This window comes from Pseudomonas lundensis (genome assembly GCF_001042985.1).
GTDB classification, from domain to species: Bacteria; Pseudomonadota; Gammaproteobacteria; order Pseudomonadales; family Pseudomonadaceae; genus Aquipseudomonas; species Aquipseudomonas lundensis.
On the sequence record NZ_JYKY01000014.1, the window covers coordinates 69,922 to 93,694 of the forward strand.

The following is a 23,773-nucleotide window of genomic DNA, read 5'->3' on the forward strand; positions in this document are numbered from 1 at the left end:
CATGCAGGCCGTACAGCGTCAGATCGCCAAAGACCTCAATGTCCAGCCACCGTTTAAAGACGACGATGCCCTTGAAGCTGAAGTTGCGCGCCGGATTACCTTTATCCAGTGCTGCCTGAACAATGCCGGGCTCAAAACCCTGGTACTGGGCATCAGCGGAGGCGTCGATTCACTGACCGCTGGCCTGATGGCGCAACGCGCGGTCAAGCAACTGCGCGAGCAGACCGGCGATGAGCGCTACCGTTTTATCGCCGTGCGCCTGCCCTACGGTGTGCAGCACGACGAAATTGATGCCACCGCCGCCGTGGACTTCATCAACCCGGACGAGCGCCAGACCGTCAATATCGGCCCTGCCGTCAAGGCGCTGGCCGCTGAAGTTGCCTCGTTCGAAGGCAAACCCCCGGCCACGGTGGATTTTGTACTGGGCAATACCAAGGCGCGGATGCGCATGGTGGCGCAATACACCATCGCGGGCGCAACAGGCGGGCTGGTCATCGGCACCGACCACGCGGCAGAAGCGGTGATGGGCTTCTTCACCAAGTTCGGGGATGGCTCGTGCGACCTGGCCCCGCTCAGCGGGCTGGTCAAAAACCAGGTACGGGCCATTGCGCGCTTCTTCGGGGCCCCGGAATCGCTGGTCGAAAAAGTCCCGACGGCCGATCTCGAAGACCTGGAACCGGGCAAGCCCGACGAAGCGTCCCACGGCGTCACCTATGCCGAGATTGATGCCTTCCTGCACGGCGAGCCAGTGAGCGAGCAAGCGTTCGACATCATTTGCAAAACGTATGAAAAAACCCATCACAAACGTGAAATGCCGTTTGCGCCGTGAGCCGTAGGACACCTGTTGAAATCGCCCGCCCCTCTCTCGAAAGGAGGGGAACGGGGGGTGAGACGTGGCTGATTCCCCAGCCAGAAAAAACGGAATGAACCCCGCATTTTTTTTCGCTTGTGGCACGCCGTCCCAAGGGCTTTGATAGACGCTCGTTTTGTCGCCAGAGCCTTGTCCGCCATGTCTGCTTTCGATGGTTTGTTTTCGCTGGTCGAGTCTGCAATCGGCCAACCCGCCGCTCACTGGTTGCGCGAGCATGTTGAAGTCCCACAGGGCCTGCTGGATTTCAGTTGGCACCCGCAGGCGCTGCATCGGGCATGGCTCGCTGAAGCGCTGAACCTGTGCCTGCTGCACAAGCTGGTGGACGCGGTGCCGGATGGCCGACGTTATGTGCAAGAGCAAGCACAGCTAGGGCGCAAAGTGGTGTTCGATCATGGCGCCATTCGCACGGTGGACTGGCCGGTAAATGGCGAGCTGCCCCGGGGCCGTCTGGCGTTCTCTCGGTTACTGGAGCCGTTGGGCTTTACCGATGTGCGCACCTATCCCCTGACCCCGCTGAACATGACCGGCTGGGGCTACCGACACATGGACTTGCCTGAGGACATTGCACAGTTTTTTGTGTCGGAATTGCACCCGGGGCGCTTCAGCGAGGGGTTTCAACAGGCGGTCAGCCGGGTGGTCAGCAGCAGCCGCGACCCGCTCAACGCTGAGCACAAGGCCATCCTTCACCGCCTGCAATTGACCCGCCATTGCAGCCTGCGTGACGCGCAACAGGTGTTACAAGGTCTGTATCACGCGTTTGATCGCCAGCACGGTGCCGTGCAAGAGGCCGATTATCAGTGTCTGCTCCAGGAAAGCGCCGAAATGGCCTGGATCGCGACCGAAGGCAACAGCTTCAACCACCTGACCGACCGCGTCAGCGATCTGCACGCCACGGTCGCGCAACAACGCGACCTCCAGCGCCCAATGAAAGACAGCATTGAAGTGTCGGCATCAGGACGGGTCATGCAGACGGCCTATCGGGCCTGCACCGTGACACGCGGGCTGGTGGATGAACACGGGGTGTACCGCGAGCATCAGGTGCCGGGCTCGTTTGTAGAGTTCATTCAGCGCGAGACAGACCCGGCGACGCAACGCCTGGACCTGAACTTCGACAGCAGCAATGCCCAGGGAATCTTCAAAATGACGGCGTCAAACGCCTGAGGCAAAACGAAAACAGCCCTGACGGCGTAAACCTGTCAGGGCTGTTTTTAAACGCTGCGCGGGGTTATTTAAGTACCACGGCGCCTTTCATCATCGAGTTGTGGCCTGGGAAGGTGCAGAAGAATTCATATTCTTCACCGGCTTTGAGTTTGGAAACGTCAAACGTGACCGAGTCTTTCTCGCCAGCACCGATAATTTTGGTATGGGCGATCACGCGGGTGTCACCGTCTTTGAGGTAGTTTTTGTCGATACCGGCGGCCATGCCATCGGTCGAGACACCCATCATGTCCGCCTTCGTGCTCAGCACCCAGTTATGCCCCATCACGTTCTTCGGCAGGCTGCCAGAGTGGGTCAGTTCTACCGTGAAGGTTTTGCAGGACTTGTCGATGGTGATTTCTTTGGTGTTGTACGACATCTGGTCAGTCGAATCGACAGTCACTTTGCATTCAGCAGCCAACAGTTGGCCGCTGGCCAGAGTCAAAAGGGATACCGCAACAACTTTGGCAAACATGGTGTATCTCCAAGGCAGGGTATTAAAAATCCACAATTTGTATACAGGTTGCCCGAAAATCGTCTCGATTCCAATGACCTGGATCATGGCGCAACGTTTTAATCCGGTGTAATAGCCTGCTAGACGAACGGCGGGCTTATAACCTTAGGTCATGTTCTGGTTTTTTGGAGAATAAGTGATCCCGCGTAAAACCCGACTTTTCATGCCCGCCAGGGTTTTGTTTCAGACGCAAAAAACAGCCTTGCAAAAACCCGGCTAACGGCTAAGCACTAATACAGGGCAGAATACCCACCGCTCACCTCACCTTCGAGCGCAAGAGGATCGCCCATGGCCAAACCAAACTACAACTTCGCAAAGCGTCAAAGAGACCTGGCTAAAGAGCAGAAGAAAGAAGAGAAGCTGCAACGCAAGAAGGCTGCCGCTGAAGGTGGCGCCGCAGAACTGGAGCAGGACGTCGACACTGAAGGTGACGTTGACGTTGAAGCGCAAGAGACTGGCGCAGCTCAAGAAGACAAAGCCCCTAACGCGTAACACCCTCGGCCCGGTTATCCACAACCCGGCCCACAGGATCTGTGATCAGGATCAGCAGCCCGGCTGTTGATCCTCGCAGTCACCCTGACCGCCTTGTAACATCGTCTGACGCCCTTCACGCTCCATTCCTGCAAGACGTATTGCCTTCGACCTGCGCGTGCGTGGCAGGCCTCCCAGCGCACCACCTGAAAACCCGGCAGCCGCCGACGCGCCCAGCAACACGGCACAGGCGTCTTTGAGTGATGATCAGGGTTGGGTTGGCACGCGAGATCAGCCTGACCGAACGCTGTGCGTTCGATCACACCGGCGTGCCCGGGCAGCGGCTACGGGCAGAAAGCGGTAGCCGCTACCGGACGGTTAGCGCGGGACGACGGGCTTGCGCGCAGGCTTTTTGCCTTTGCCGCCTTTGGCCGCTTCATGGCGCTCTTTGGCAGCCTGCTTGTTACGGGCAAATGCCGCAGCCTTGGCTTGCTCACGCTTGTCCCACGGGTTGCCACCGTCGCTGGCGCGTGGCGGCAGGCCGGTGTGCTGGGTGAGGATCTTGGTGGTGGAGTCCTTGGCCACTTTGTGGCTACCGGCCGGTGTCGAGTTTTTACGACGGGCACTCTGATAGCTGTCAGTGGCGGGCTGATGCAACGGGATCAGTTGGTCCTTGCCCGAACCGATCAGGTCAGCGCGGCCCATGCGGGTCAATGCTTCACGCAGCATCGGCCAGCCTTTGGGGTCGTGGTAACGCAAGAACGCCTTGTGCAGACGACGCTGCTCTTCGCTCTTGACGATGGTCACCGAGTCACTCTTGTACGTGACCTTGCGCAGCGGGTTCTTGCCCGAGTGGTACATCGCCGTGGCCGTGGCCATTGGCGAAGGGTAGAACGCCTGCACCTGATCCGCCCGGAAGCCATTGCCCTTGAGCCACAGCGCCAGGTTCATCATGTCTTCGTCTTTGGTACCGGGGTGAGCGGCGATGAAGTACGGAATCAGGTACTGCTCTTTGCCTGCCTCCTTGGTGTACTTCTCGAACATGCGCTTGAACTTGTCATAGCTGCCAATGCCCGGCTTCATCATCTGGTTGAGCGGACCTTCCTCGGTGTGTTCCGGGGCGATCTTCAGGTAACCGCCGACGTGGTGGGTCACCAGCTCTTTGACGTATTCCGGCGACTCGACCGCAAGGTCGTAACGCAGGCCGGAGGCAATCAGGATCTTCTTCACACCCGGCAAGGCACGGGCGCTGCGGTACAGCTGGATCAGCGACGAGTGGTCGGTGTTCAGGTTCGGGCAGATGCCGGGGAACACGCACGACGGCTTGCGGCACGCGGATTCGATTTCCGGGCTTTTGCAGGCAATGCGGTACATGTTCGCGGTCGGGCCGCCGAGGTCGGAAATGACGCCGGTGAAACCAGGCACTTTGTCGCGGATCTCTTCGATTTCGCGAATGATCGATTCTTCGGAGCGGTTCTGGATGATCCGGCCTTCGTGCTCGGTGATCGAGCAGAAGGTACAGCCGCCAAAGCAGCCGCGCATGATGTTCACCGAGAAGCGAATCATGTCGTAGGCAGGAATTTTTTCCTTGCCGTACGCAGGGTGCGGAACACGTGCGTAAGGCATGCCAAACACGTAGTCCATCTCTTCAGTGGTCATCGGAATCGGAGGCGGGTTGAACCAGACGTCCACTTCGCCATGCTTCTGCACCAGCGCACGGGCGTTGCCCGGGTTGGTTTCGAGGTGAAGCACACGGTTGGCGTGAGCATACAGCACCGCATCGGCACGGACCTTTTCGACGGACGGCAGGCGGATCACCGTTTTGTCACGGGTCATGCGCGGGCTGGCCAGGATCTGCACGACCTTGGCCTCACTCGGGTCTTCAACCGGGCCTTTTTCCTGCTCGATGGCGCAGGCCTGGGTGTCCTGCGTGTTCACGTACGGGTTGATGATCTTGTCGATCTTGCCCGGACGGTCGATGCGCGTGGAGTCGACTTCGTACCAGTCTTTGGGCGTGTCACGGCGAATGAACGCGGTGCCGCGCACATCGGTGATGTCTTCGATCTTGTGACCGTACGACAGGCGTTGAGCCACTTCGACGATCGCGCGTTCGGCGTTGCCGTACAGCAGGATGTCGGCACATGCGTCGATCAGGATCGAGTTGCGCACGCGGTCTTGCCAGTAATCGTAATGCGCGATACGACGCAGGGAAGCCTCGATACCGCCCAGGACAATCGGCACATGTTTGTAGGCTTCTTTACAGCGCTGGCTATAAACCAGGCTCGCGCGGTCCGGACGTTTGCCCGCCATGCCGCCAGGGGTGTAGGCATCATCGGAACGGATTTTTTTGTCCGCGGTGTAGCGGTTGATCATCGAATCCATGTTGCCGGCGGCGACGCCGAAGAACAGGTTCGGCTCACCCAGCTTCATGAAGTCGTCTTTGGACTGCCAGTTCGGCTGGGCGATGATGCCCACGCGAAAGCCCTGGGACTCCAGCAAACGACCAATGATGGCCATGCCGAACGACGGGTGATCGACATACGCATCACCGGTCACGATGATGATGTCGCATGAATCCCAGCCAAGCTGATCCATCTCCTCCCTGCTCATTGGCAGGAATGGCGCTGGCCCGAAACATTCGGCCCAGTACTTGGGATAGTCAAAAATTGGCTTCGCTGCTTGCATGTCGATGACCGGTGTTGAGTGCAAAAAAGGACGCGACATTTACGGAGAAATTCGCGGGCGCGGAATATAGCACAAAAAATAACCAATTCCGACGGCAATGGTCGGCTTTCCCCCTAACCCTTTCGCGGCGCTTGCCTGTAGAGGTTCGGGCCGGGCATTTGGGGCTATATACCTAACCCCTTTACGAAAAATCCATGGATAGCCTGAGGCGACCCAACGCCTTCCATGGATCAGTCAATGAGCGAGCCCGATCAAACAACCACAAGTGAGCCTGCCCCCGAGCCCATCCCGCTGGCGCATGCCGACTTCATTTCGTCCCAGTTACCTGAATGGGTGACCCAGGCTCCGCACGCTGTCCGCCAGGCATTGCGTAGCAGCCTGATCAACAGCAATCAATCGCGCCACGAGTTGAAAGCGCTGCTGGACGAAGTCCAGAGCCCGCAGGCTTTCTGCCAGCCCTTATTGGATCAAGCCCTGCGTCAGACATTTCTTGGCGCGCTCGATGACAAGAAGCACATGTTTGTGCGGGACTTGAAAAACAGTCATTTGCTCGGGCTCATCAAAACCCATGTGGGGTTTTCCATGCATTCACTGCTGGAAGCGGCCATGCAGAATTTCCAGCCTGACGAGGCCGAAGAAGGCGGGTTTGAGACGGGCACGGGCCTGTATCCGAAAACAACACCGCTCAAGGCGCCCTTGAACCTGTCAGCGACCCGATTTGCACGCATGTGCCGCTCTCTGGATCTGGGCAGTCAGTATCAGCGCCACCTCAATGAACGCTTCGATCCGCTGCTCGGCTCCCAGGCCAGGCGCACACAGGATCAAGTAAGAAAGCTGTTCGCCCAGAAGGAAAAAGATGCGTTTGAGTGCGCCGCGCACATTGCTTTGCTTCGGGACAAACTGAGCAGTTCCATTTATCAGTCCTTGCTGGATCTGCACCGTGAAGGCCGGCATTCAAGCCTGTTGTGCAGCCACTTAACCATCAATGGCGTGGCGTTACCCAGCGTGCTGGTCATCAACGACCGACATGTCGCTCATCATGTATTGCTGTATACCCCGAACGATCCCTTCGCCCTGTTTCGTCAGCATGCGTCGATGGCGCAACTTGAATCCGAGCTTGCCAAACGCCTGAGAAACCCGCGCTACCTCGCACTGTTCAACCGACTCGTGCCACACCGACATCAAGGCACGCTGTTTACTGTTTCAGGCACCACCATGGACATCCTGCCGGGGAAGTACTCTCGCGGCGTTATTGCACCTCATATTGATCAGTTGGTGACCCGAACAGATATCCAGTGCGATGTATTCGAAGCCATCGCTCAACAACAGATCAATCAAATTAAAAGCTATGCGAAGGCTTTGGTCGTCTCCACAGGCGAGACCGACAGACGCGCTCGTGAACAGCGACTTGAGCACTACCGCGAGATCGGCAAAACCTTGTTGTTTTTCGCGGCTTCATTTATTCCCGTGGTTGGCGAAGTGTTACTGGCGGTCACGGGCGCGCAGTTGATAAGCGCTGTCTATCACGGCATCGAGGCCTGGAGCCGGGGCGACAGCGACGAAGCCCTGAACTGCCTGATGGATGTGGTCGATAACGTCGCGCTGGCAGTGGTTACCGCAGGCGCGGTCAAAACGGCTGGATTCACGGCCGGTTTGGTCAGGGTAAAAATGGGCAACCAAAGCACCCGGTTGTGGAATCCCGACCTCACACCTTATCGCCATCTCAATCAACTACCCGAAGAGGTCATTGCAGATGGTCAGGGGTTGTACCTGCACGATCAGCAACATTACGTGAAACTGGACGACCACCTGCACGCCATTAATCGCGACACGAAGACCGGGCTCTGGCAACTGGTACATCCCTACACTGAAGACGCTTACAGGCCGACGTTACTCACGAATGGCAAAGGCAGCTGGCGCTTGGAGCATGAGAATCCACAAGGTTGGGATCTGTTGAAGCTCCTGAAGCGGCTGGTCCCTGAAACCTCAAATATCACCCGCCCCAACGTGGCGTCGATTCTGCATATCGCGGACGAAGACGGCGCCACACTGGTGCAACTTCATCAAGAGGTCTTGCGGCCACCCCCTTTACTGCGCGATGTGATCAAACGCTTCAATCTGGATGCCGAAATAAACACATTCGAACTCAACCATGCGGATGGAACGCAACAAACCGCTCACTCACCCCTCATTCAGTTTTACCTGACGGCCTCGCTGCCGGAATGGCCAAAAGACCGGGTTTTACAGGTCATGGATTCACAGAACAAAACAGTCTTGGCGCATGGCAGTTCTGGCCCAGCACTCAAGGTTCCATTAGCGCGTTTTGCAAAAGGCCAGCTCTTGCACACGCTGGCAGAACAACTGCCTTCCGATACCCTGGACAGCCTCGTCACCCCCATTGAAGTGCCTGCAGATGCCCTACCTTATTTCAGCGACATCGATAAGCTGGCCATTCGTCTGACCGATGAATTGGATGCGAACAAGCATCAGTTGTTGACGTCGCTGTACAAGCACAGCGAAGCCCCCACGTCGAGCATGGATTTGCACCTGCGCAACCTGCGGCCGGAATTGTCGCAGAGCCATCGCGAAGAGCTAATTGCAGTGCTCAGCGACGAGCAGGTGGAGGCGCAACTCACGCACAACAAGCCACTCGATGACCTGCAGCGCTGGGAAGCTGACCGCTACGCGCAACAGCTCAGTGCGAGCCGTATCAAGGAAGGGATACACCTGGACTCAGCCTCCACGCCCGAAAGCGTGACCAGCATTCTGTCCCTGCTTGAACGATTACCGGGCTGGCCCGCGCCACATCGCCTGGAGATACGCCAGGGTTTCTCCAGTGGAACACTGCAAGGCGGTGCAGGCCAAATGCCCGAAGCTGGTCGTTACATTCTCGCCCCCAAGGGCGAACTGTTCGTGCCCCATTACTCAACAGGTGAGCCGATGGGTGACGCCACGGACCTGTATAAGGCAATCGAACTCACGCTGACCCCAACACAGCGTTCGACCTTGTTCGAAGCAACCCATAGTCGTTCGCTAAAACAGGCCGTTCGTGAACTCAGCCTCAGGGACAGGGACAGTAACCGGCTGCCAACCAGGCTGCTACGCCCCAAGGTCATCCCGGCCTCATCAACCGGGCATCCGATCGATCCATTGTTTGCCGACCCCGCCCCTGCGAAGGGGCTCACGTTAAGAACCGACGGCATCTATGAGGGTCCTGCCCAGGCAGATGGGTTCTCCCGGTATTACCTGTTCGAAGGTGAACGGTTTTACCGCATCAGGTCTGACAAATGGGGATGGCAATTGATTGATGCCCGTAGCCCGTCCAGAGCCTACAAACCGTATGTACGTAAAAGTGCTCAAGGCACGTGGGAGATCGACCCACAGAAGGGAAAGCTGCTGGGTGGCATGCCGGACTCGCCTTTAAGACGTCGTGCAGCCACGGCCGGGGAAAGCCAGCCGCCTGCCAGCCCGACTGGCGGCCTGGAGTCTACGGATGACGAGCTTGAGTCGATGGTTTCGACAGACGATGAGTTTGAATCGGCGCTCTCCTCCGATGAGTACACCTCAGCCGATGAAAGCGTTTCATCTGAGCCCTTCAGCTTTACGGAACTCCGGAAAATGCGTTCACAAGAAAACTATCAACACAGTCAGAACTACCGCCGCGTCTATAACCGATACAACAATGGCAGGTATCCGATCCGGGACATTGATGGCCAGCCCTTACGCATACGTTTCATGCAGGCGATTGGGAAGTCCCTGACTTCTGACATCAGAATCCCCAAAAGCAAGATCACGCCCTACATCCAGTGGCAAGGGTACGAAAAGGTCGCTCGTCTCTATGAAGAAAAAATGGAGGTGACCACGTTCACGGCAGCGCATCAGAAATTCCTGCAGGAAGCCGCACTGATAGGAGAAAAGACGGTGATTGCCCGGCGAACGCTTCAAAAGCATGAAGTGCTGGGACTTTACGGCGGGGAATTACTGCCCAGGACCGTGGCTACTTATCGTCAGGACCCTTATCTGTTATCCGTCGAACCTCACCACCTACCTAAACCTGGCGAGCGTGCACCCGCCGCGATAACCAATGATGTATTGTTCTCTGGCGACAACATCACGTCACGCATCAATACTATTTTTGAGTACGAAGAGGACTATCCCGTCCGGCAGGCCGCGTCCGGTTACAACGTCGAGGCCGTCCCGTTTGATATGGACGTGCAAAAAGGCACCCAGCCCATGCAGCGCTTGCAATTGACGGCTCTGGTGGCCAATGACGTGATTCCTGCAGGTACAGAGTTGCGCTGGAACTACCAGTACAGCGAGCCGGTCATCAGAAAGTTGTTCGGCCCGCCCCCCTCCTGAAACGGACTGAAGCGGATTACTCGTCGTCGAAGTTGTAACTGCCGGGCGCCAGGTTTTCAAAGCGGGTGTATTTGCCGATAAACGCCAGACGGGCCGTACCGATCGGCCCGTTACGCTGTTTACCGATGATGATTTCAGCCACGCCCTTGTGCTCGGTTTCGGGGTGATACACCTCGTCCCGGTACACGAACATGATGACGTCGGCGTCCTGCTCGATCGCTCCGGATTCACGCAAGTCGGAGTTGATCGGGCGCTTGTTGGGACGCTGCTCAAGGGAGCGGTTGAGCTGTGACAGTGCCACCACCGGGCAGTTGAATTCCTTGGCCAGTGCTTTCAAGGAACGCGAAATCTCGGAAATTTCGTTGGTCCGGTTATCGCCGCCCGAACCCGGGATCTGCATCAATTGCAGGTAGTCGATCATGATCAGGCCGATGTCGCCATGTTCGCGCACCAGGCGCCGTGTCCGCGCCCGCATCTCAGACGGGCTGATACCGGCCGTGTCATCGATGAACAGTTTGCGGTCGTTAAGCAGATTGACGGCCGAGGTCAACCGCGGCCAGTCATCGTCTTCGAGCCGGCCCGCCCGCACTTTGCTCTGGTCGATGCGGCCCAGGGACGAGAGCATACGCATGATCAGCGATTCACCTGGCATCTCCAGGGAGTAGACCAATACCGCTTTTTCACTGCGCAACACGGCGTTTTCAACCAGGTTCATCGCAAACGTGGTTTTACCCATCGAGGGACGACCGGCCACAATGATCAGGTCGGCCGGCTGCAAGCCGCTGGTCATGTTGTCGAGGTCGGTGTAGCCAGTGGACAACCCGGTGATGGCGTTGTCGGTGTTGAACAGCGTATCGATCCGGTCAATGGCCTTGGTCAGCAAGTCATTGACGCTGACCGGGCCGCCGGTTTTAGGCCGGGCCTCGGCAATCGCGAAGATCTGGCGCTCGGCTTCATCGAGAATTTCTTCGGCAGTGCGGCCTTCAGGGTTGAACGCACTGTCTGCGATTTCAGTACTGATGCCGATCAGTTGGCGCAATGTCGCCCGCTGACGAACGATCTGCGCGTACGCCTTGATGTTCGCCACCGACGGGGTGTTCTTGGCCAGTTCGCCCAGGTAGCCCAGACCGCCCACTTGCGACGTCTGACCTTCCTTGTCCAATTGCTCGGCAAGGGTCACGACGTCAATCGGGGAGTTCTGGTCCGCCAGCTTGGCGATCGCCCGGAAGATCAGGCGGTGGTCATGTCGATAGAAATCGCCGTCCGATACTTGATCCAGCACGCGTTCCCAGGCGTTGTTGTCCAGCATCAAACCACCGAGCACGGCCTGTTCGGCCTCGATGGAATGCGGTGGCACCTTCAGGGATGCGGTTTGCAGGTCATATTGCTCAGGAGCGGAGATATCGTTCATGGCCACGTGTAATTTTGGGGTGAAAATCAGGGTCTGCAGAAAGACAAAGGGCACGACCTGTGAACAGGATCGTGCCCGATGTTAACCGTCCGACACACAAGGTGCCAGTCAGTCAGACTGCTTAAGCAGCTACCACAACAACGCGTACGGTTGCTTCAACTTCGGCGTGCAGGTGCACGGCCACGTCGAATTCGCCAACGTTACGGATAGTGCCGTTCGGCAGACGAACTTCGCTTTTTGCAACTTCAACGCCAGAGGCGGTCAGTGCATCAGCGATGTCGTGAGTGCCGATCGAACCGAACAGCTTGCCTTCGTCACCAGCGGTGGCAGTGATAGTCACTTCCAGCTCAGCCAGTTGGGCAGCGCGAGTTTCAGCCGAAGCTTTCTTGTCAGCTGCTGCTTTTTCCAGCTCAGCGCGACGCTCTTCAAACGCAGCCAGGTTGGCAGCGGTTGCAGCGGTGGCTTTGCCGTATGGCAGTAGGTAGTTACGACCGTAACCGGCCTTAACATTTACTTTGTCGCCCAGGTTGCCCAGGTTTGCGACTTTTTCCAGAAGGATCAGTTGCATGTGAAAATCCTCTTAACTTTTAACCTTCACCGTTCGCAGAGTCTTTATCGACGTCTTTCGGCGCCAAACGTCCGCGAAAATCAATCAGGCTGTCGACAATGGCCAAAACCACGAGCAACGGATAGATCAGCTGCATAAACAGCAACAGCGTGACGTACAACCCCACCAGCCAAAACTTGGCCAGTCGCTTTTGCGCCACCAGCCCATGAATCAGGGCCAGCCCGGCGAAGAACAACACTACGCTGCACAACGGCGTGAGCATGGCCATTTGTGGTCCGAAGTTCGGACCGACCAGCATGCACGCCAGCAACAGTAGCGCTGGACCCAGCGGTAGGCGGATGCTGCGAAATTCGCTGGCAAAACCGCCCGGGTTGTACAACAACGCTTGCCAATAACGCCCAAGCATCAGGCTCAGCACGCTGACGACCTGCATCAAAGCTGCAATCAAACCGGTCAGGACAGGTGCAATCAGTGCTCCAAGGCGCGCTCGCTCTACGTCAGATAACTTGTCGTAGAGTCCATTGAGGACCTGCGGCAAGAGTTTTTCCAACTCTTGCGCCATCGCACCAATGGGTTCGCGGAAAACCGTGCCCAGGATAACGCCATACACACCACCCAACGCCACGCTGACCAGCAGCACGCGGTGCCAGGGCTGCCCGGCGCGCAAAAACAACGCCAGACCCAGAGTTCCCAGCAGCACCATCAAGGTGCGGGGTTCTCCGATAAACCACCAGACCAAGGCCGGCAGTAACGCCCATGAGAGGATGCTCAACGCATCTCTCGGACCGCGCCGCAGGAGCACAAGGCTACCTGCAGCAGCACTCAACCAGAACAAGAACGGCAATGCCGCACATCCGGCCACGACTAACGTGGCCTGCACACGGCCTCGCATGATGAACTCAGCTAAGGCGCGCATGCTTCAATCCTTTACTGCTTGTCGACTGCCCGGTCTCAGCGGCCGTGGCTGTCGGTGTAGGCCAGCAGGGCCAGGAAGCGGGCGCGCTTGATAGCGGTGGCCAGCTGACGCTGATAACGAGCTTTAGTACCGGTGATGCGGCTTGGAACAATTTTGCCGGTCTCGGATACGTAAGCTTTCAGAGTGTTGAGATCCTTGTAATCGATCTCTTTCACTTCTTCTGCTGTGAAGCGGCAGAATTTACGACGACGGAAGAAACGTGCCATGTAATTGGCTCCTCAAAAGGTCCGTGGATTACTCGTCAGCGTTATCGCTGGCGTCGCTGTTATCGCTGTCATCGCCATCGGCGCTGTCAGAATGCTCAGGACGGTCACGACGCTCACGGCGCTCACTGCGGTTCTCTTCAGCCTTGAGCATCTCGGACTGGCCAGTTACGGCTTCGTCGCGACGGATGACCAGGTTACGGATCACAGCATCGTTGTAACGGAAGTTGTCTTCCAGCTCAGCCAGGGCTTTGCCAGTGCACTCAACGTTCAGCATCACGTAGTGAGCCTTGTGAACATTGTTGATTGCGTAGGCCAGTTGACGACGGCCCCAATCTTCCAGACGGTGGATTTTGCCGCCGTCTTCTTCGATCAGCTTGGTGTAACGCTCTACCATGCCGCCGACTTGTTCGCTTTGATCCGGGTGGACCAAAAAGATGATTTCGTAATGACGCATGAATGCTCCTTACGGGTTGTAGCCTGCCGCTAACTGAAAAGCGGTCAGACAAGGAGTGAATGACACTTGTGTGTCTTGCCTAGAGAGGCACATATGCGCCCGCCATGACGGCAAGGGGCGCAATTGTAGAGAAGGCACAACAGAGGCGCAAGGCAATTGGTGATTATTTGAACAATCAGGCCATGCCTTGCCTGGAGTCGCTACCGCAGAGCGCGGCAGCGGCTACACAGCGGGCTTATTTCTTTTTAGCGGGCGACTTGGCTTTAACGCTGCGCTGACGCAGGGCTTCGAACAGGCAAACACCTGTGGCCACCGAAACGTTCAAGCTGCTGACGCTGCCTGCCATCGGCAAGCGCACCAGGTAGTCGCAATGCTCACGCGTCAGGCGACGCATGCCTTTGCCTTCGGCACCCATAATCAGGATGGTCGGCCCGGTCAGGTCTTGCTCGTACAGCTCCTGCTCGGCTTCACCGGCAGTGCCGACAATCCAGAGGCCGCGCTGCTGAAGCTTTTTCAGGGTCGCTGCAAGGTTGGTCACCGCCACCAACGGGATGACTTCCGCAGCACCACAGGCAACTTTTCGCACCGTCGGTGTCAGCGTTGCCGACTTGTCTTTAGGCACGATGACAGCCAAAGCACCTGCCGCATCGGCAGTACGCAAGCAAGCCCCCAGGTTATGCGGGTCTGTTACGCCGTCCAGTACCAGAATCAGCGGCGCACCTTCGGTACGGTCGAGCAGCTCGTTGAGCATTGCCTCGCCCCACACCTGGCTCGGGCTGACATCAGCCACGACACCTTGGTGTACGCCTTCGACCCACACGTCCATTTCGCGACGCTCGGCATTGCCGACCGGCACGCGATTTTCATCAGCCAGCGTGATCAGCGTCTGCACGCGAGGATCGCTGCGACCCTCGGCCAGCCACACTTGCTTGACGCGTTTTGGGTGATGACGAAGCAACGCTTCTACGGCGTGAATACCGTAGATTTTTTCCAACTGACTCATGACTTGGCCTTAGGTTTGCGCGACCCGCCGCTTTTGGCGGCAGGCGCGGCGCCCGATTTTGGCGGGCCTTTACGGTGTTTGCTTGGCTTGGAAGGCTTGCCCGCATCTTTAGCGGGGGCTGCCCTCCCCGACTTTCCCGGCGCCGATGTCCGACCGCCGTTTTTCGATTCGCTCAGCAGCGCCTGCTTCAATTCACGGCTTTTGCGCAGCTCGGCATTTTTGGCCGCTGCGTCGCTTGGGCGATAGGCGTCGTCCGAGTTTTTGCTGGATTTGGCAGGTGCGCGACGTGGCGCCTTGGCGGGCTCAGCCACTTTCTCAGTGTCGTACCCGCTTGGCTTTCCGGCTGGCTTGGTCGATTTGACGGCCGGTTTCTCAGCCCCACGATTTTTACGACCGATTGGCGCGCTGAGGGTTTTCTCAGCCATCTCGAAGTCGATCTTGCGCTCGTCGAGATCGACGCGCATGACCCGCACTTCAACGGTGTCGCCCAAACGGAAGCTACGGCCAGTGCGCTCGCCCGCCAGGCGGTGGTGCACAGGGTCGAAGTGGTAGTAGTCACCCGGCAAGGCCGTGACATGCACCAAGCCTTCGACGTAGATATCGGTCAGTTCCACGAACAGGCCAAACCCGGTCACGGCCGTGACAACGCCCGGGAACGACTCGCCTACGCGGTCTTTCATGAACTCGCACTTGAGCCAGTTGGTCACGTCACGCGTGGCTTCGTCGGCACGGCGCTCGCTCATGGAGCATTGCTCACCGAGCTGTTCGAGGGCGGCTTCGTCGTACGGGTAAATACGTGCTTTGGGAATGGTCATCGCACCTGCACGGCGAACGTGCGGGGTGTCCATTTTGGAGTGGATCACGCTGCGAATCGCACGGTGCGTGAGCAAGTCCGGGTAGCGACGGATAGGCGATGTGAAGTGCGTGTAGGCTTCGTAATTCAGGCCGAAGTGGCCCTGATTATCAGCACTGTATACCGCCTGGCTCAGCGAACGCAGCATAACGGTCTGGATCAGGTGGAAATCCGGACGGTCTTTGATGCTGGCCAACAAGGCCTGATAGTCCTTCGGCGTAGGGCCGTCCTTGCCTTTATGCAAGGTCAGTCCCAATTCACCCAGGAAGGCACGCAGTTTTTCCAGACGCTCTGGCGGCGGGCCATCATGCACGCGGTACAACGCAGGGATTTCGTGCTTCTTGAGGAATTCAGCCGTGGCCACGTTGGCCGCCAGCATGCACTCTTCAATCAGTTTGTGCGCGTCATTGCGGGTGGTTGGGCGAATTTCAGCGATTTTGCGATCAGCCCCGAAAATAATGCGGGTTTCCTGCGTTTCAAAATCAATCGCGCCACGGGTGTGACGGGCCGCCAGCAAGACCTTGTACAGCGAGTAAAGCTGCTTGAGGTGCGGCACCACGTCGGCGTATTCGCTGCGCAGTTGCTTGGCTTCGCTGGTTTTAGCGTGCTCAAGCATGGTGCTGACTTTGTTATAGGTCAGACGCGCCTGGGAATGGATCACCGCTTCATAGAACTGGTAATCGGTCATTTCGCCGGTTTTCGAGATGGTCATCTCGCACACCATCGCCAAACGATCGACTTTCGGGTTCAGGGAGCACAGGCCGTTGGACAGTTCCTCGGGCAGCATCGGAATCACGCGCTCAGGGAAATACACCGAGTTGCCACGCACTTGCGCTTCAGCATCCAGCGCCGAGCCGATTTTCACGTAACTGGAAACGTCGGCGATGGCCACGTACAGCTTCCAGCCACCGGAGAACAGGCGCAATTTGCCCGGTTTGGCCTCACAGAAGACCGCGTCATCGAAGTCACGTGCATCTTCGCCGTCAATGGTGACGAACGGTAGATGACGCAGGTCGATGCGCTTCTCTTTGTCTTTTTCTTCCACTTCCGGCTTGAGGCGACGCGCTTCTTTTACAACACCTTCAGGCCAGACATGCGGGATGTCATACGTGCGCAGGGCAATGTCGATTTCCATGCCCGGCGCCATGTAGTTACCCACGACCTCAAGCACATCACCTTGCGGCTGGAAACGCGGCGTCGGCCAGTGGGTGATCTTCACTTCCACAAACTGACCGACTTTTGCACCGGCGTTGCGACCTGGCGTGACCAATACTTCTTGCTGGATCTTCGGGTTGTCGGCGACGACAAATCCGATGCCGCCTTCTTCGAAGTAACGACCCACGATGGTTTCGTGAGCGCGCGATACCACTTCAACAATGACGCCTTCACGACGGCCACGGCGATCCAGCCCTGAAACACGGGCCAGCGCACGGTCGCCATCAAAGACCAGGCGCATTTGCGCCGGGCTCATGAACAGGTCATCACTGCCGTCATCCGGGATCAGGAAACCGAAACCATCGCGGTGACCACTGATGCGGCCGAGAATCAGGTCAAGTTTGTCCACCGGGGCATACGTGCCACGACGGGTGTAAATAAGTTGCGCATCGCGTTCCATCGCTCGCAGGCGACGACGCAGGGCTTCGATCTGGTCTTCCGTGGTAAGACCAAACTCCTCTACCAACTGCTCGCGAGCAGCTGGCGAGCCGCGCTCGGCCAGATGCTGAAGGATCAGCTCGCGGCTAGGGATAGGGTTTTCGTATTTTTCCGCTTCACGTGCGGCCTCGGGATCGAGGGTCTGCCAATCGGCCATTAGATAGTTTTCACCTTGTCTATATGCGGGTTAGTTTGGCATACGCGTATTGAAACGGGAAATGTCGGACTCACTCAGAGCCTTATTAGTCCTTTCTGACGCGCTTTGCGGCTGCCTTGTAACCGTTCGCGAAAAATTTTCGATATTTTTATTCACAACGCTTTACAGGTCAAAGGGCCATCCGTATAGTGCGCGCCATCGACAACGGCAACGTTGAAGATGCTGCCCAGATGGTGAAATTGGTAGACACGCCAGCTTCAGGTGCTGGTGACCGCAAGGTCGTGGAAGTTCGAGTCTTCTTCTGGGCACCAATTTAGAGATGGAGATTAGTACAATCTTCAGCCTCACACAAAAACCCGCGAAAGCGGGTTTTTGCGTTCTAAGCCACTGATTTAATAAAACTAAAACAGGGGTTTACAGAATTAAAAGTGCTCCGTATAGTGCGCCACATCAACAGCGGCAACGTTGCTGATACTGCCCAGATGGTGAAATTGGTAGACACGCCAGCTTCAGGTGCTGGTGACCGCAAGGTCGTGGAAGTTCGAGTCTTCTTCTGGGCACCAATTCAGGTTTACAGCTCTACGCTGCAAATCACTCAAAAAGCCCGCGAAAGCGGGCTTTTTAGTTTCTGTCTTTTGAAACCTCCCCTCTCCCGCCAAGACCTTCTATCCGCTACCTAACGCTGCATTTGATAATCCATCTCAATCGCACTAATATCCGGCCATCTTCAGATCGCTCATGCGTACGCTTGGAACCCCGTGTCCGACACCAACGAAAGGCTTCAACTCTACCTCGCGCATCGCCATGCCCTGGTGGACTATGCCGCCCCCATCGTGGGCTGCCGCGCCAAGGCCGAGGATGTCGTCCAAGACGCCTGGTTACGATTCAGCCAAGGGGCAGACAGCACCAGCCTCTTGACCCAACCCGTTGGCTACCTCTATCGAATCGTGCGCAACCTGGCGTTTGACCTCAATCGCCGCGTCAGCCTTGAGAATCGTCACACCACCCGCGATGATGCGCCCGATGAGCACATGTCCAGCGCACCTTCGCCCGAGCAGCAAGCCCTGCATCTGGACGAGCTGCGCAAATTGCAACATGCTCTGACCCGCCTGCCGGAACGCACCCGCCAAGCGTTCATCCTGCACCGCTTGCAAGGCATGACGTTCCAGCAAATCGGCACACACCTAGGGATTTCTGTCAGCCTGGCCCATCAATTGGTACGCGACGCCCTGACTTACTGCGCGGAACAAATGAGCGATGACTGACTTTTTCGATACGCCGCCATCGGTCGCACCCGCCCACACTTTTGCTTCGGGTGGCGTGTGCCGTGACGTCTGAAAACCCGAACCCGGTCTGGGAGACTGCGCTCGACTGGCTGCTGCTGATTCAGCAACACCCTGACGACCCCGAACTGAGCACACAGCTGAACGCCTGGCGCACCAGCGCACCCGAACATGACGCGGCGTACCGCAAAGCCCTGAAAGTCTGGCGCCTGAGCGGCGAGGCACTGAGCCTGCCGCATGAGCCCGCGCCCTCGCCCTCGCCCGTGCTGATGCCCGCGCCTGCACCGCGACACCTCCGTCGGCGCAAACGCTCGCTGATCGGCGCAGCCGTCGCGGCCTGTGCGGTGTTCATGTGGCTGCCGGACTGGCAAGCCTTACGCGCCGACTTTCACAGCCCCACGGCTGAACACCGCGACATCACCTTGAGCGACGGCAGCCACGTACTGCTCGACAGCGACAGCCTGGTGGACGTGCAGTTCGACCCGCAGCAAAGGGAGGTGACGTTGTTGCGGGGCCAGGCGTTTTTCTCGGTACAGCCCGATGCTGCGCGCGCGTTCTACGTCAATGCCGGCCCTGTACGCGTGCGGGTAACCGGGACGGCGTTTGCCGTGAACCTGCAGGGCAGCCGCGTGGATGTCAGCGTTGAAAGCGGCACGGTGGCCGTCAAGACCTCGCAATCATCGTCCGCTCCCGATCACCTGCTGCACCACGGCGATCAACTTCGGTATAACGCGTCTGACGACAGCACCCGCCTGGCTCAACTGCCCAACGAGCAGATTGCGCCCTGGCGGCGCTGGCAACTGGTGGCGATTGACCAATCGGTGGAGGACGTAGTCGCACAATTGCGGCGCTATCAGCCGGGACTGATTTTGCTGACAGACAAAACCCTCGGCCAACGCCGTATTACCGCCGCCCTTAACGTGCGCGACCCCAAACGCGCCCTGCAGGCCGCCATCGCGCCACTTGGCGGACAGTTGCAAGACAGCGTGCCGTATACGTTGATCGTTTCGGCAAAACATTAGCGGCCACACCCGTCCGAGGCGCTAACACGCACTCCCGGGGCGTGCCTGCGCCAGCCTTTTCAGCTTTCAAATTTATTTTCATTTATTTCTGGAAATCCTGTTTCGCCGGGCGTCTTTACCTACGAACGTCACTGATAAAGATTCGCATTAGTGACTATGGCGTTTCATTTCGTAGGTCATCTCATGCCTTCTCCGCGTTTGCGTTGTTGCGTCAGCCTGCCTCGCTCCAGGTCGTTTTGCTTTGCTGCGTGCCTGCTTCTGCCCTCTCTGAGCTGCGCCGCGCTCCCTGAGGCGAAGGCTCAAATGAGCCAGCAACAACTGCGCTTCCAGATTCCGGCCCAGTCGCTGGCCACCGCCCTGATTGCGTTCTCACACCAGTCCGGCTGGCAAGTCAGCGCGGAAAGTACACTGCTGGCCACCCACGACAGCGCGGCCGTGAACGGCCACATGAGCCCCGAGAAAGCCCTCGCCCGCCTGCTCAGTGGCAGCGGCCTGCAATGGGAGGCCACCTCCGCCGACAGCGTGTCGATTCTGCCGCCTGCCGAACACGACGTGCTGATGATCAAAAGCACACCCATTACCGCCATGGACGCGGTGTACCAAGGCGAGCAAGTGATCGATCGGCAAATGATCGACAGCCTGCCGTCCGGTAATGGCGACATCACCAGCCTGCTGCGCACCAACCCTAACGTGCAGTTCGATAACAATCAGCTCAACAGCAAATCCCCCGGCGAGATCGCCCCGGCCAACATCAGCATCAACGGCGCACAGCCCTGGCAAAACCTGTTCATCGTCGACGGCATGAACATGAACAACGACCTCGACCCTGGCAACACTAACGATGACATGGACGAAATACCGGGTCGCAGTCAGGGTCTGGCCCTCGACACCGACCTGCTCAATGACATCAAGGTCTACGACAGCAACGTGCCCGTCGAATACGGCGGCTTCAACGGCGGCGTGGTCCAGGCCGACACCCGCGACCCGAGCATGGACCTGCACGGCAAAGTGTCGGTGCAGATGACGCGCTCCGAATGGACCCGTTATCACCTCAATGAAGACGACCCGGATCTGGAGAATTACGAAGCCGGGTTCGGTAACAGCTCCCAGCCGAAATTCAAAAAAATCATCACCCGCGCCACGCTCGAAGGGCACTTGACCGACAACTTCGGCTTGCTCGGCAGCTTCTCGCGCAAGGACTCCACTATCCCGACCCGCGTGTTTTCAGTCTCCAACCAGACGCAAACAGCCAATGCCAACGAGGTTCAGACCCGACGCATCGACAACTATTTCCTCAAGGCCGCCTGGCAAATCAACGAGGACTGGAAGCTGGACATGAGCGTGACCCATGCGCCTGAAACCGCTGAAACCTTCGGCCCGAACGCAATTTATTCCGGCCGCATGATGAAGGCCGGTGGTGACAGCCTCAGCGCGCGCATGGTCTGGAACGCCCCACTGGCCCGGGTTGAGCAAAACCTCAGTTGGAGCCAGATGAACACCTCCCGGACCTCAGACAGCGATTACATGGTGTTCTGGCGCACCTCCACAACCAAAGACTGGACCAATGCGCTCACCGCCACGGAAGGTGGTTTCGGAGATATCGACGAGGCACAGAAAACCCTGGCCTACAAACTCAAGGCGCACTGGAACAGCGTCAACTGGCTGGGTGTCGATCATGCCGTGCAAACCGGTCTGGAGCTGACGCAAAACACGGTGATGTACGAACGCGCCACGCCCTACACCAGTTATTCAGTGGCCAAGGCCACGTCCTGCCCGGCCAATGACCCGTTGTGCTCGATGGGCATGACCGTCAATGGCTGGGAAGGCCAATACGCCAACAAAAAAACCGTGACCCAAGGTAAAACGTCCTTCGACACCCGCTCATGGGCGCTCTATATCCAGGACGAAATGCGCTACAAACGCCTGACGGTACGACCCGGCGTGCGCATCGACGGCGACGACTACATGAAACACGTCACCCTGGCGCCGCGATTTGCCGTGGAACTGGATGTGTTCGGCAACGGCCAGACCCGCCTCACCGCTGGCGCCAACCGGTATTACGGACGCAACCTGTACGCCTACAAACTGCGCGACGGGGTGGCCGCCATGAACACCGAATACACACGCACCAACCCGTCCGCCGATTGGGTAATGAGCAAGCGCACCCCAAACGACAGCAAGTTCAACCAGCTCAAAGTGCCCTATGACGACGAACTCACCCTCGGCCTGAGCCACGTGCAGTGGGACACCGAGTTCGCTATCAAATACGTCAACCGCAAAGGGCGCGAACAAGTCAGCCGCGCCTGGGGCTCACAGATCGGAGCGCCCACCGACGACCCCACCACCCTGGCGGCCAATTACTACACCTATTACAACGGCGGCCAAAGCGAAGCCGACATTTACACCCTGACCATCACCCCGCTGCGCCCCTTCATAGTGGGCAGCACCCGCACCACGGGGCAATTCGCCATGGACTGGAGCACGGTGCAAAACACCGGCCTGTCCAACTACAGCGCCAACATTGGCGCCATTTATGTGGATGACCCGACGATCCAGTACGACGGCAAGTTCATGAAGTATTCGGACATGCCCGCGAGCAATTACAACCGCCCCTGGACGGCACGCCTGACCACCGTCACCGAAGTTGAACCGCTGCACCTGACGTGGAGCAACTTCCTGCGTTACCGCGACGGCTACCGCCGGATCGCGGCCACGGGTAAAACCACAGAGTTTCAGGGCGCTGCCGTGCGCGTCTGGGAAGAGACGCCGTTTTCCGGGGCACTGACCTGGGACACCCGCCTGGCCTGGGAAATGCCCACCGCCAAGGACCAATCGGTGTTCGTCAACCTGGATGTCACCAACCTGCTGGACAAACAAATCGTCAGCACCACCGACACCACGGGCCTGACAACCTTTGAAGTGGGTCGCCAATTCATGGTCGAAGTGGGTTACACATTTTGAAAGCGCTCATTCATCGCAGCGTGCTTGGGCTCTGGCTGGGCGCGCTCGCCTGCACCGCAAACGCGGCTCAACCCTGCGTCGCAGCTGCCGCCGACTACAAAACCTGCATCGCCAATCTGTATCGCCAGCCCGTTGCGCAGTGGCCTGCGCCCACTGTGGACGCCGACGTGCAATGGCAAGAGATGGCCGCGCTCCCTGCCCACGCCCCCGCGCCGCCCGACAACCCGTTCAGCGATGCCAAAGCGGCGCTCGGCAAAAAACTGTTCAACGACCCCAAGCTGTCGCGTTCAGGGCAGATTGCCTGCGCGTCTTGCCATGAAGCCGATCTGGCGTTTGCCGATGGCCGACGCGTGTCTTTTGGCCATGACCGCCAAAGCGGCCGCCGCAATGCCCCCAGCCTGGTGATGAGCGGTTACAGTGCTGCGCTGTTCTGGGATGGCCGCGGCGGCAGCCTTGAACAGCAGGCCATGCACCCGATCATTGACCCGGTGGAAATGGCCTTCGATATTCCGCAACTGCTACAACGGCTCAATTCAGACACGTCCTACGGTACGCAGTTTGCCGAAGTGTTTGGTCCAGGGCCGATCACGCAAGAAAAAACCGCACAGGCTTTGGCAACGTTTCAGCGCACGCTGGTGACGGCCACCCGCACGACCGCGTTCGAACAATTACTGCGCGGGCGCCCGCAGCGCATGAGCGAAGAGCAGCTTTACGGCCTGCATCTGTTCCGCACCAAAGCGCGCTGCATGAACTGTCACTTCGGCCCCGCTTTGAGTGACGAACAGTTCCACAACGTGGGGCTCAGCTATTACGGACGCAAATACGAAGACCTGGGGCGCTACCAAGTGACCGGCAAGCCCGAAGACGTCGGCGCCTTCCGCACACCGTCTCTGCGGCTGGTCAGCAAAACCGCGCCGTGGATGCACAACGGCCTGTTCGTGAATATGGAAGGCACGCTGGCGTTCTACAACATGGGCATGCCGCGCCCACGCCCCAACGCGCAGCAAGCCAACGATCCGCTGTTCCCCACCACCAGCGAACGCCTGAAAGTGCTGAACATGGATAAGGATGAATTACGGGCCTTGCGCAGTTTTCTCGACACACTATGAAGGCCAGCGGCATCACAGTT

The 23,773-nt window shown here is 58.1% G+C and carries 17 protein-coding genes and 2 tRNA genes; 10 read left to right on the forward strand and 9 right to left on the reverse strand.

Going from position 1 to position 23,773, the window contains the following annotated elements; translation table 11 throughout:
- The first annotated feature begins 1 nt into the window (after nt 1).
- Both nadE and TU74_RS13175 read left to right on the forward strand, forming a co-directional pair.
- Nucleotides 2–829 (forward strand): ammonia-dependent NAD(+) synthetase, encoded by an 828-nt coding sequence (gene nadE, locus TU74_RS13170; RefSeq protein ID WP_047273143.1) that lies wholly within the window; start codon nt 2–4, stop codon nt 827–829.
- Nucleotides 830–1,009: 180 nt separating this feature from the next.
- Nucleotides 1,010–2,032 carry a DUF1338 domain-containing protein gene (locus TU74_RS13175; RefSeq protein ID WP_047282004.1) on the forward strand — a complete coding sequence of 341 codons (1,023 nt, stop codon included), beginning with the start codon at nt 1,010–1,012 and terminating at the stop codon, nt 2,030–2,032.
- A 64-nt stretch (nt 2,033–2,096) separates the two neighbouring features.
- Here the strand turns inward: TU74_RS13175 and azu are convergent, their stop codons facing one another.
- Nucleotides 2,097–2,543 carry an azurin gene (gene azu, locus TU74_RS13180; RefSeq protein WP_047273141.1) on the reverse strand — a complete coding sequence of 149 codons (447 nt, stop codon included), beginning with the start codon at nt 2,541–2,543 and terminating at the stop codon, nt 2,097–2,099.
- Between the two features lie 327 nt (nt 2,544–2,870).
- On the opposite strand from azu, the gene TU74_RS13185 reads away from it, so the two are divergent.
- Entirely contained in the window at nt 2,871–3,074 is a 204-nt protein-coding gene (locus TU74_RS13185; protein WP_047273140.1) for a hypothetical protein, read from the forward strand.
- A 357-nt stretch (nt 3,075–3,431) separates the two neighbouring features.
- Here the strand turns inward: TU74_RS13185 and TU74_RS13190 are convergent, their stop codons facing one another.
- Nucleotides 3,432–5,738 carry a YgiQ family radical SAM protein gene (locus TU74_RS13190; RefSeq protein WP_047279951.1) on the reverse strand — a complete coding sequence of 769 codons (2,307 nt, stop codon included), beginning with the start codon at nt 5,736–5,738 and terminating at the stop codon, nt 3,432–3,434.
- Between the two features lie 408 nt (nt 5,739–6,146).
- Between TU74_RS13190 and TU74_RS13195 the strand changes: the two genes are divergently transcribed.
- Complete coding sequence (locus TU74_RS13195; RefSeq protein WP_157315162.1) at nt 6,147–10,097, forward strand: dermonecrotic toxin domain-containing protein; 3,951 nt, start codon at nt 6,147–6,149, stop codon at nt 10,095–10,097.
- Between the two features lie 16 nt (nt 10,098–10,113).
- Here TU74_RS13195 and dnaB read toward each other — a convergent pair whose 3' ends face one another.
- From dnaB to rnr, 7 genes are all read right to left on the reverse strand, one after another.
- Nucleotides 10,114–11,508, reverse strand: coding sequence for a replicative DNA helicase (gene dnaB, locus TU74_RS13200; RefSeq protein WP_047273273.1), 1,395 nt, complete (start codon nt 11,506–11,508; stop codon nt 10,114–10,116).
- A 121-nt stretch (nt 11,509–11,629) separates the two neighbouring features.
- Nucleotides 11,630–12,076: a 50S ribosomal protein L9 gene (gene rplI, locus TU74_RS13205; protein WP_010563337.1), complete on the reverse strand. Its 447-nt coding sequence runs from the start codon at nt 12,074–12,076 to the stop codon at nt 11,630–11,632.
- A gap of 19 nt (nt 12,077–12,095) precedes the next feature.
- Nucleotides 12,096–12,992, reverse strand: coding sequence for a YybS family protein (locus TU74_RS13210; protein WP_047273137.1), 897 nt, complete (start codon nt 12,990–12,992; stop codon nt 12,096–12,098).
- A gap of 35 nt (nt 12,993–13,027) precedes the next feature.
- Nucleotides 13,028–13,258, reverse strand: coding sequence for a 30S ribosomal protein S18 (gene rpsR / locus TU74_RS13215; RefSeq protein ID WP_003171373.1), 231 nt, complete (start codon nt 13,256–13,258; stop codon nt 13,028–13,030).
- 28 nt (nt 13,259–13,286) lie between these two features.
- A complete protein-coding gene (gene rpsF / locus TU74_RS13220; protein WP_003439045.1) occupies nt 13,287–13,712 on the reverse strand; it encodes a 30S ribosomal protein S6 in 426 nt (141 codons plus the stop codon).
- Nucleotides 13,713–13,947: 235 nt separating this feature from the next.
- Entirely contained in the window at nt 13,948–14,715 is a 768-nt protein-coding gene (gene rlmB, locus TU74_RS13225) for a 23S rRNA (guanosine(2251)-2'-O)-methyltransferase RlmB (RefSeq protein ID WP_047273136.1), read from the reverse strand.
- The gene (rnr, locus tag TU74_RS13230) at nt 14,712–17,378 is read right to left on the reverse strand and encodes a ribonuclease R (RefSeq protein ID WP_048376801.1); all 2,667 of its coding nucleotides are present in this window, start codon (nt 17,376–17,378) and stop codon (nt 14,712–14,714) included. Before rnr ends, rlmB begins: the two co-directional genes overlap by 4 nt.
- Before the next feature lie 224 nt (nt 17,379–17,602).
- On the opposite strand from rnr, the gene TU74_RS13235 reads away from it, so the two are divergent.
- The 6 genes from TU74_RS13235 to TU74_RS13260 all read left to right on the forward strand — a co-directional run bounded on the left by TU74_RS13235 (nt 17,603) and on the right by TU74_RS13260 (nt 23,753).
- Nucleotides 17,603–17,689, forward strand: a tRNA-Leu gene (locus tag TU74_RS13235).
- A gap of 165 nt (nt 17,690–17,854) precedes the next feature.
- Nucleotides 17,855–17,941, forward strand: a tRNA-Leu gene (locus tag TU74_RS13240).
- 195 nt (nt 17,942–18,136) lie between these two features.
- Entirely contained in the window at nt 18,137–18,643 is a 507-nt protein-coding gene (locus tag TU74_RS13245; RefSeq protein ID WP_047275104.1) for a sigma-70 family RNA polymerase sigma factor, read from the forward strand.
- A 62-nt stretch (nt 18,644–18,705) separates the two neighbouring features.
- The gene (locus TU74_RS13250; RefSeq protein ID WP_048376802.1) at nt 18,706–19,683 is read left to right on the forward strand and encodes a FecR family protein; all 978 of its coding nucleotides are present in this window, start codon (nt 18,706–18,708) and stop codon (nt 19,681–19,683) included.
- Between the two features lie 183 nt (nt 19,684–19,866).
- A complete protein-coding gene (locus TU74_RS13255; protein WP_420912163.1) occupies nt 19,867–22,644 on the forward strand; it encodes a TonB-dependent receptor plug domain-containing protein in 2,778 nt (925 codons plus the stop codon).
- The gene (locus TU74_RS13260; RefSeq protein WP_226942022.1) at nt 22,641–23,753 is read left to right on the forward strand and encodes a cytochrome-c peroxidase; all 1,113 of its coding nucleotides are present in this window, start codon (nt 22,641–22,643) and stop codon (nt 23,751–23,753) included. Before TU74_RS13255 ends, TU74_RS13260 begins: the two co-directional genes overlap by 4 nt.
- Nucleotides 23,754–23,773 lie beyond the last annotated feature (20 nt).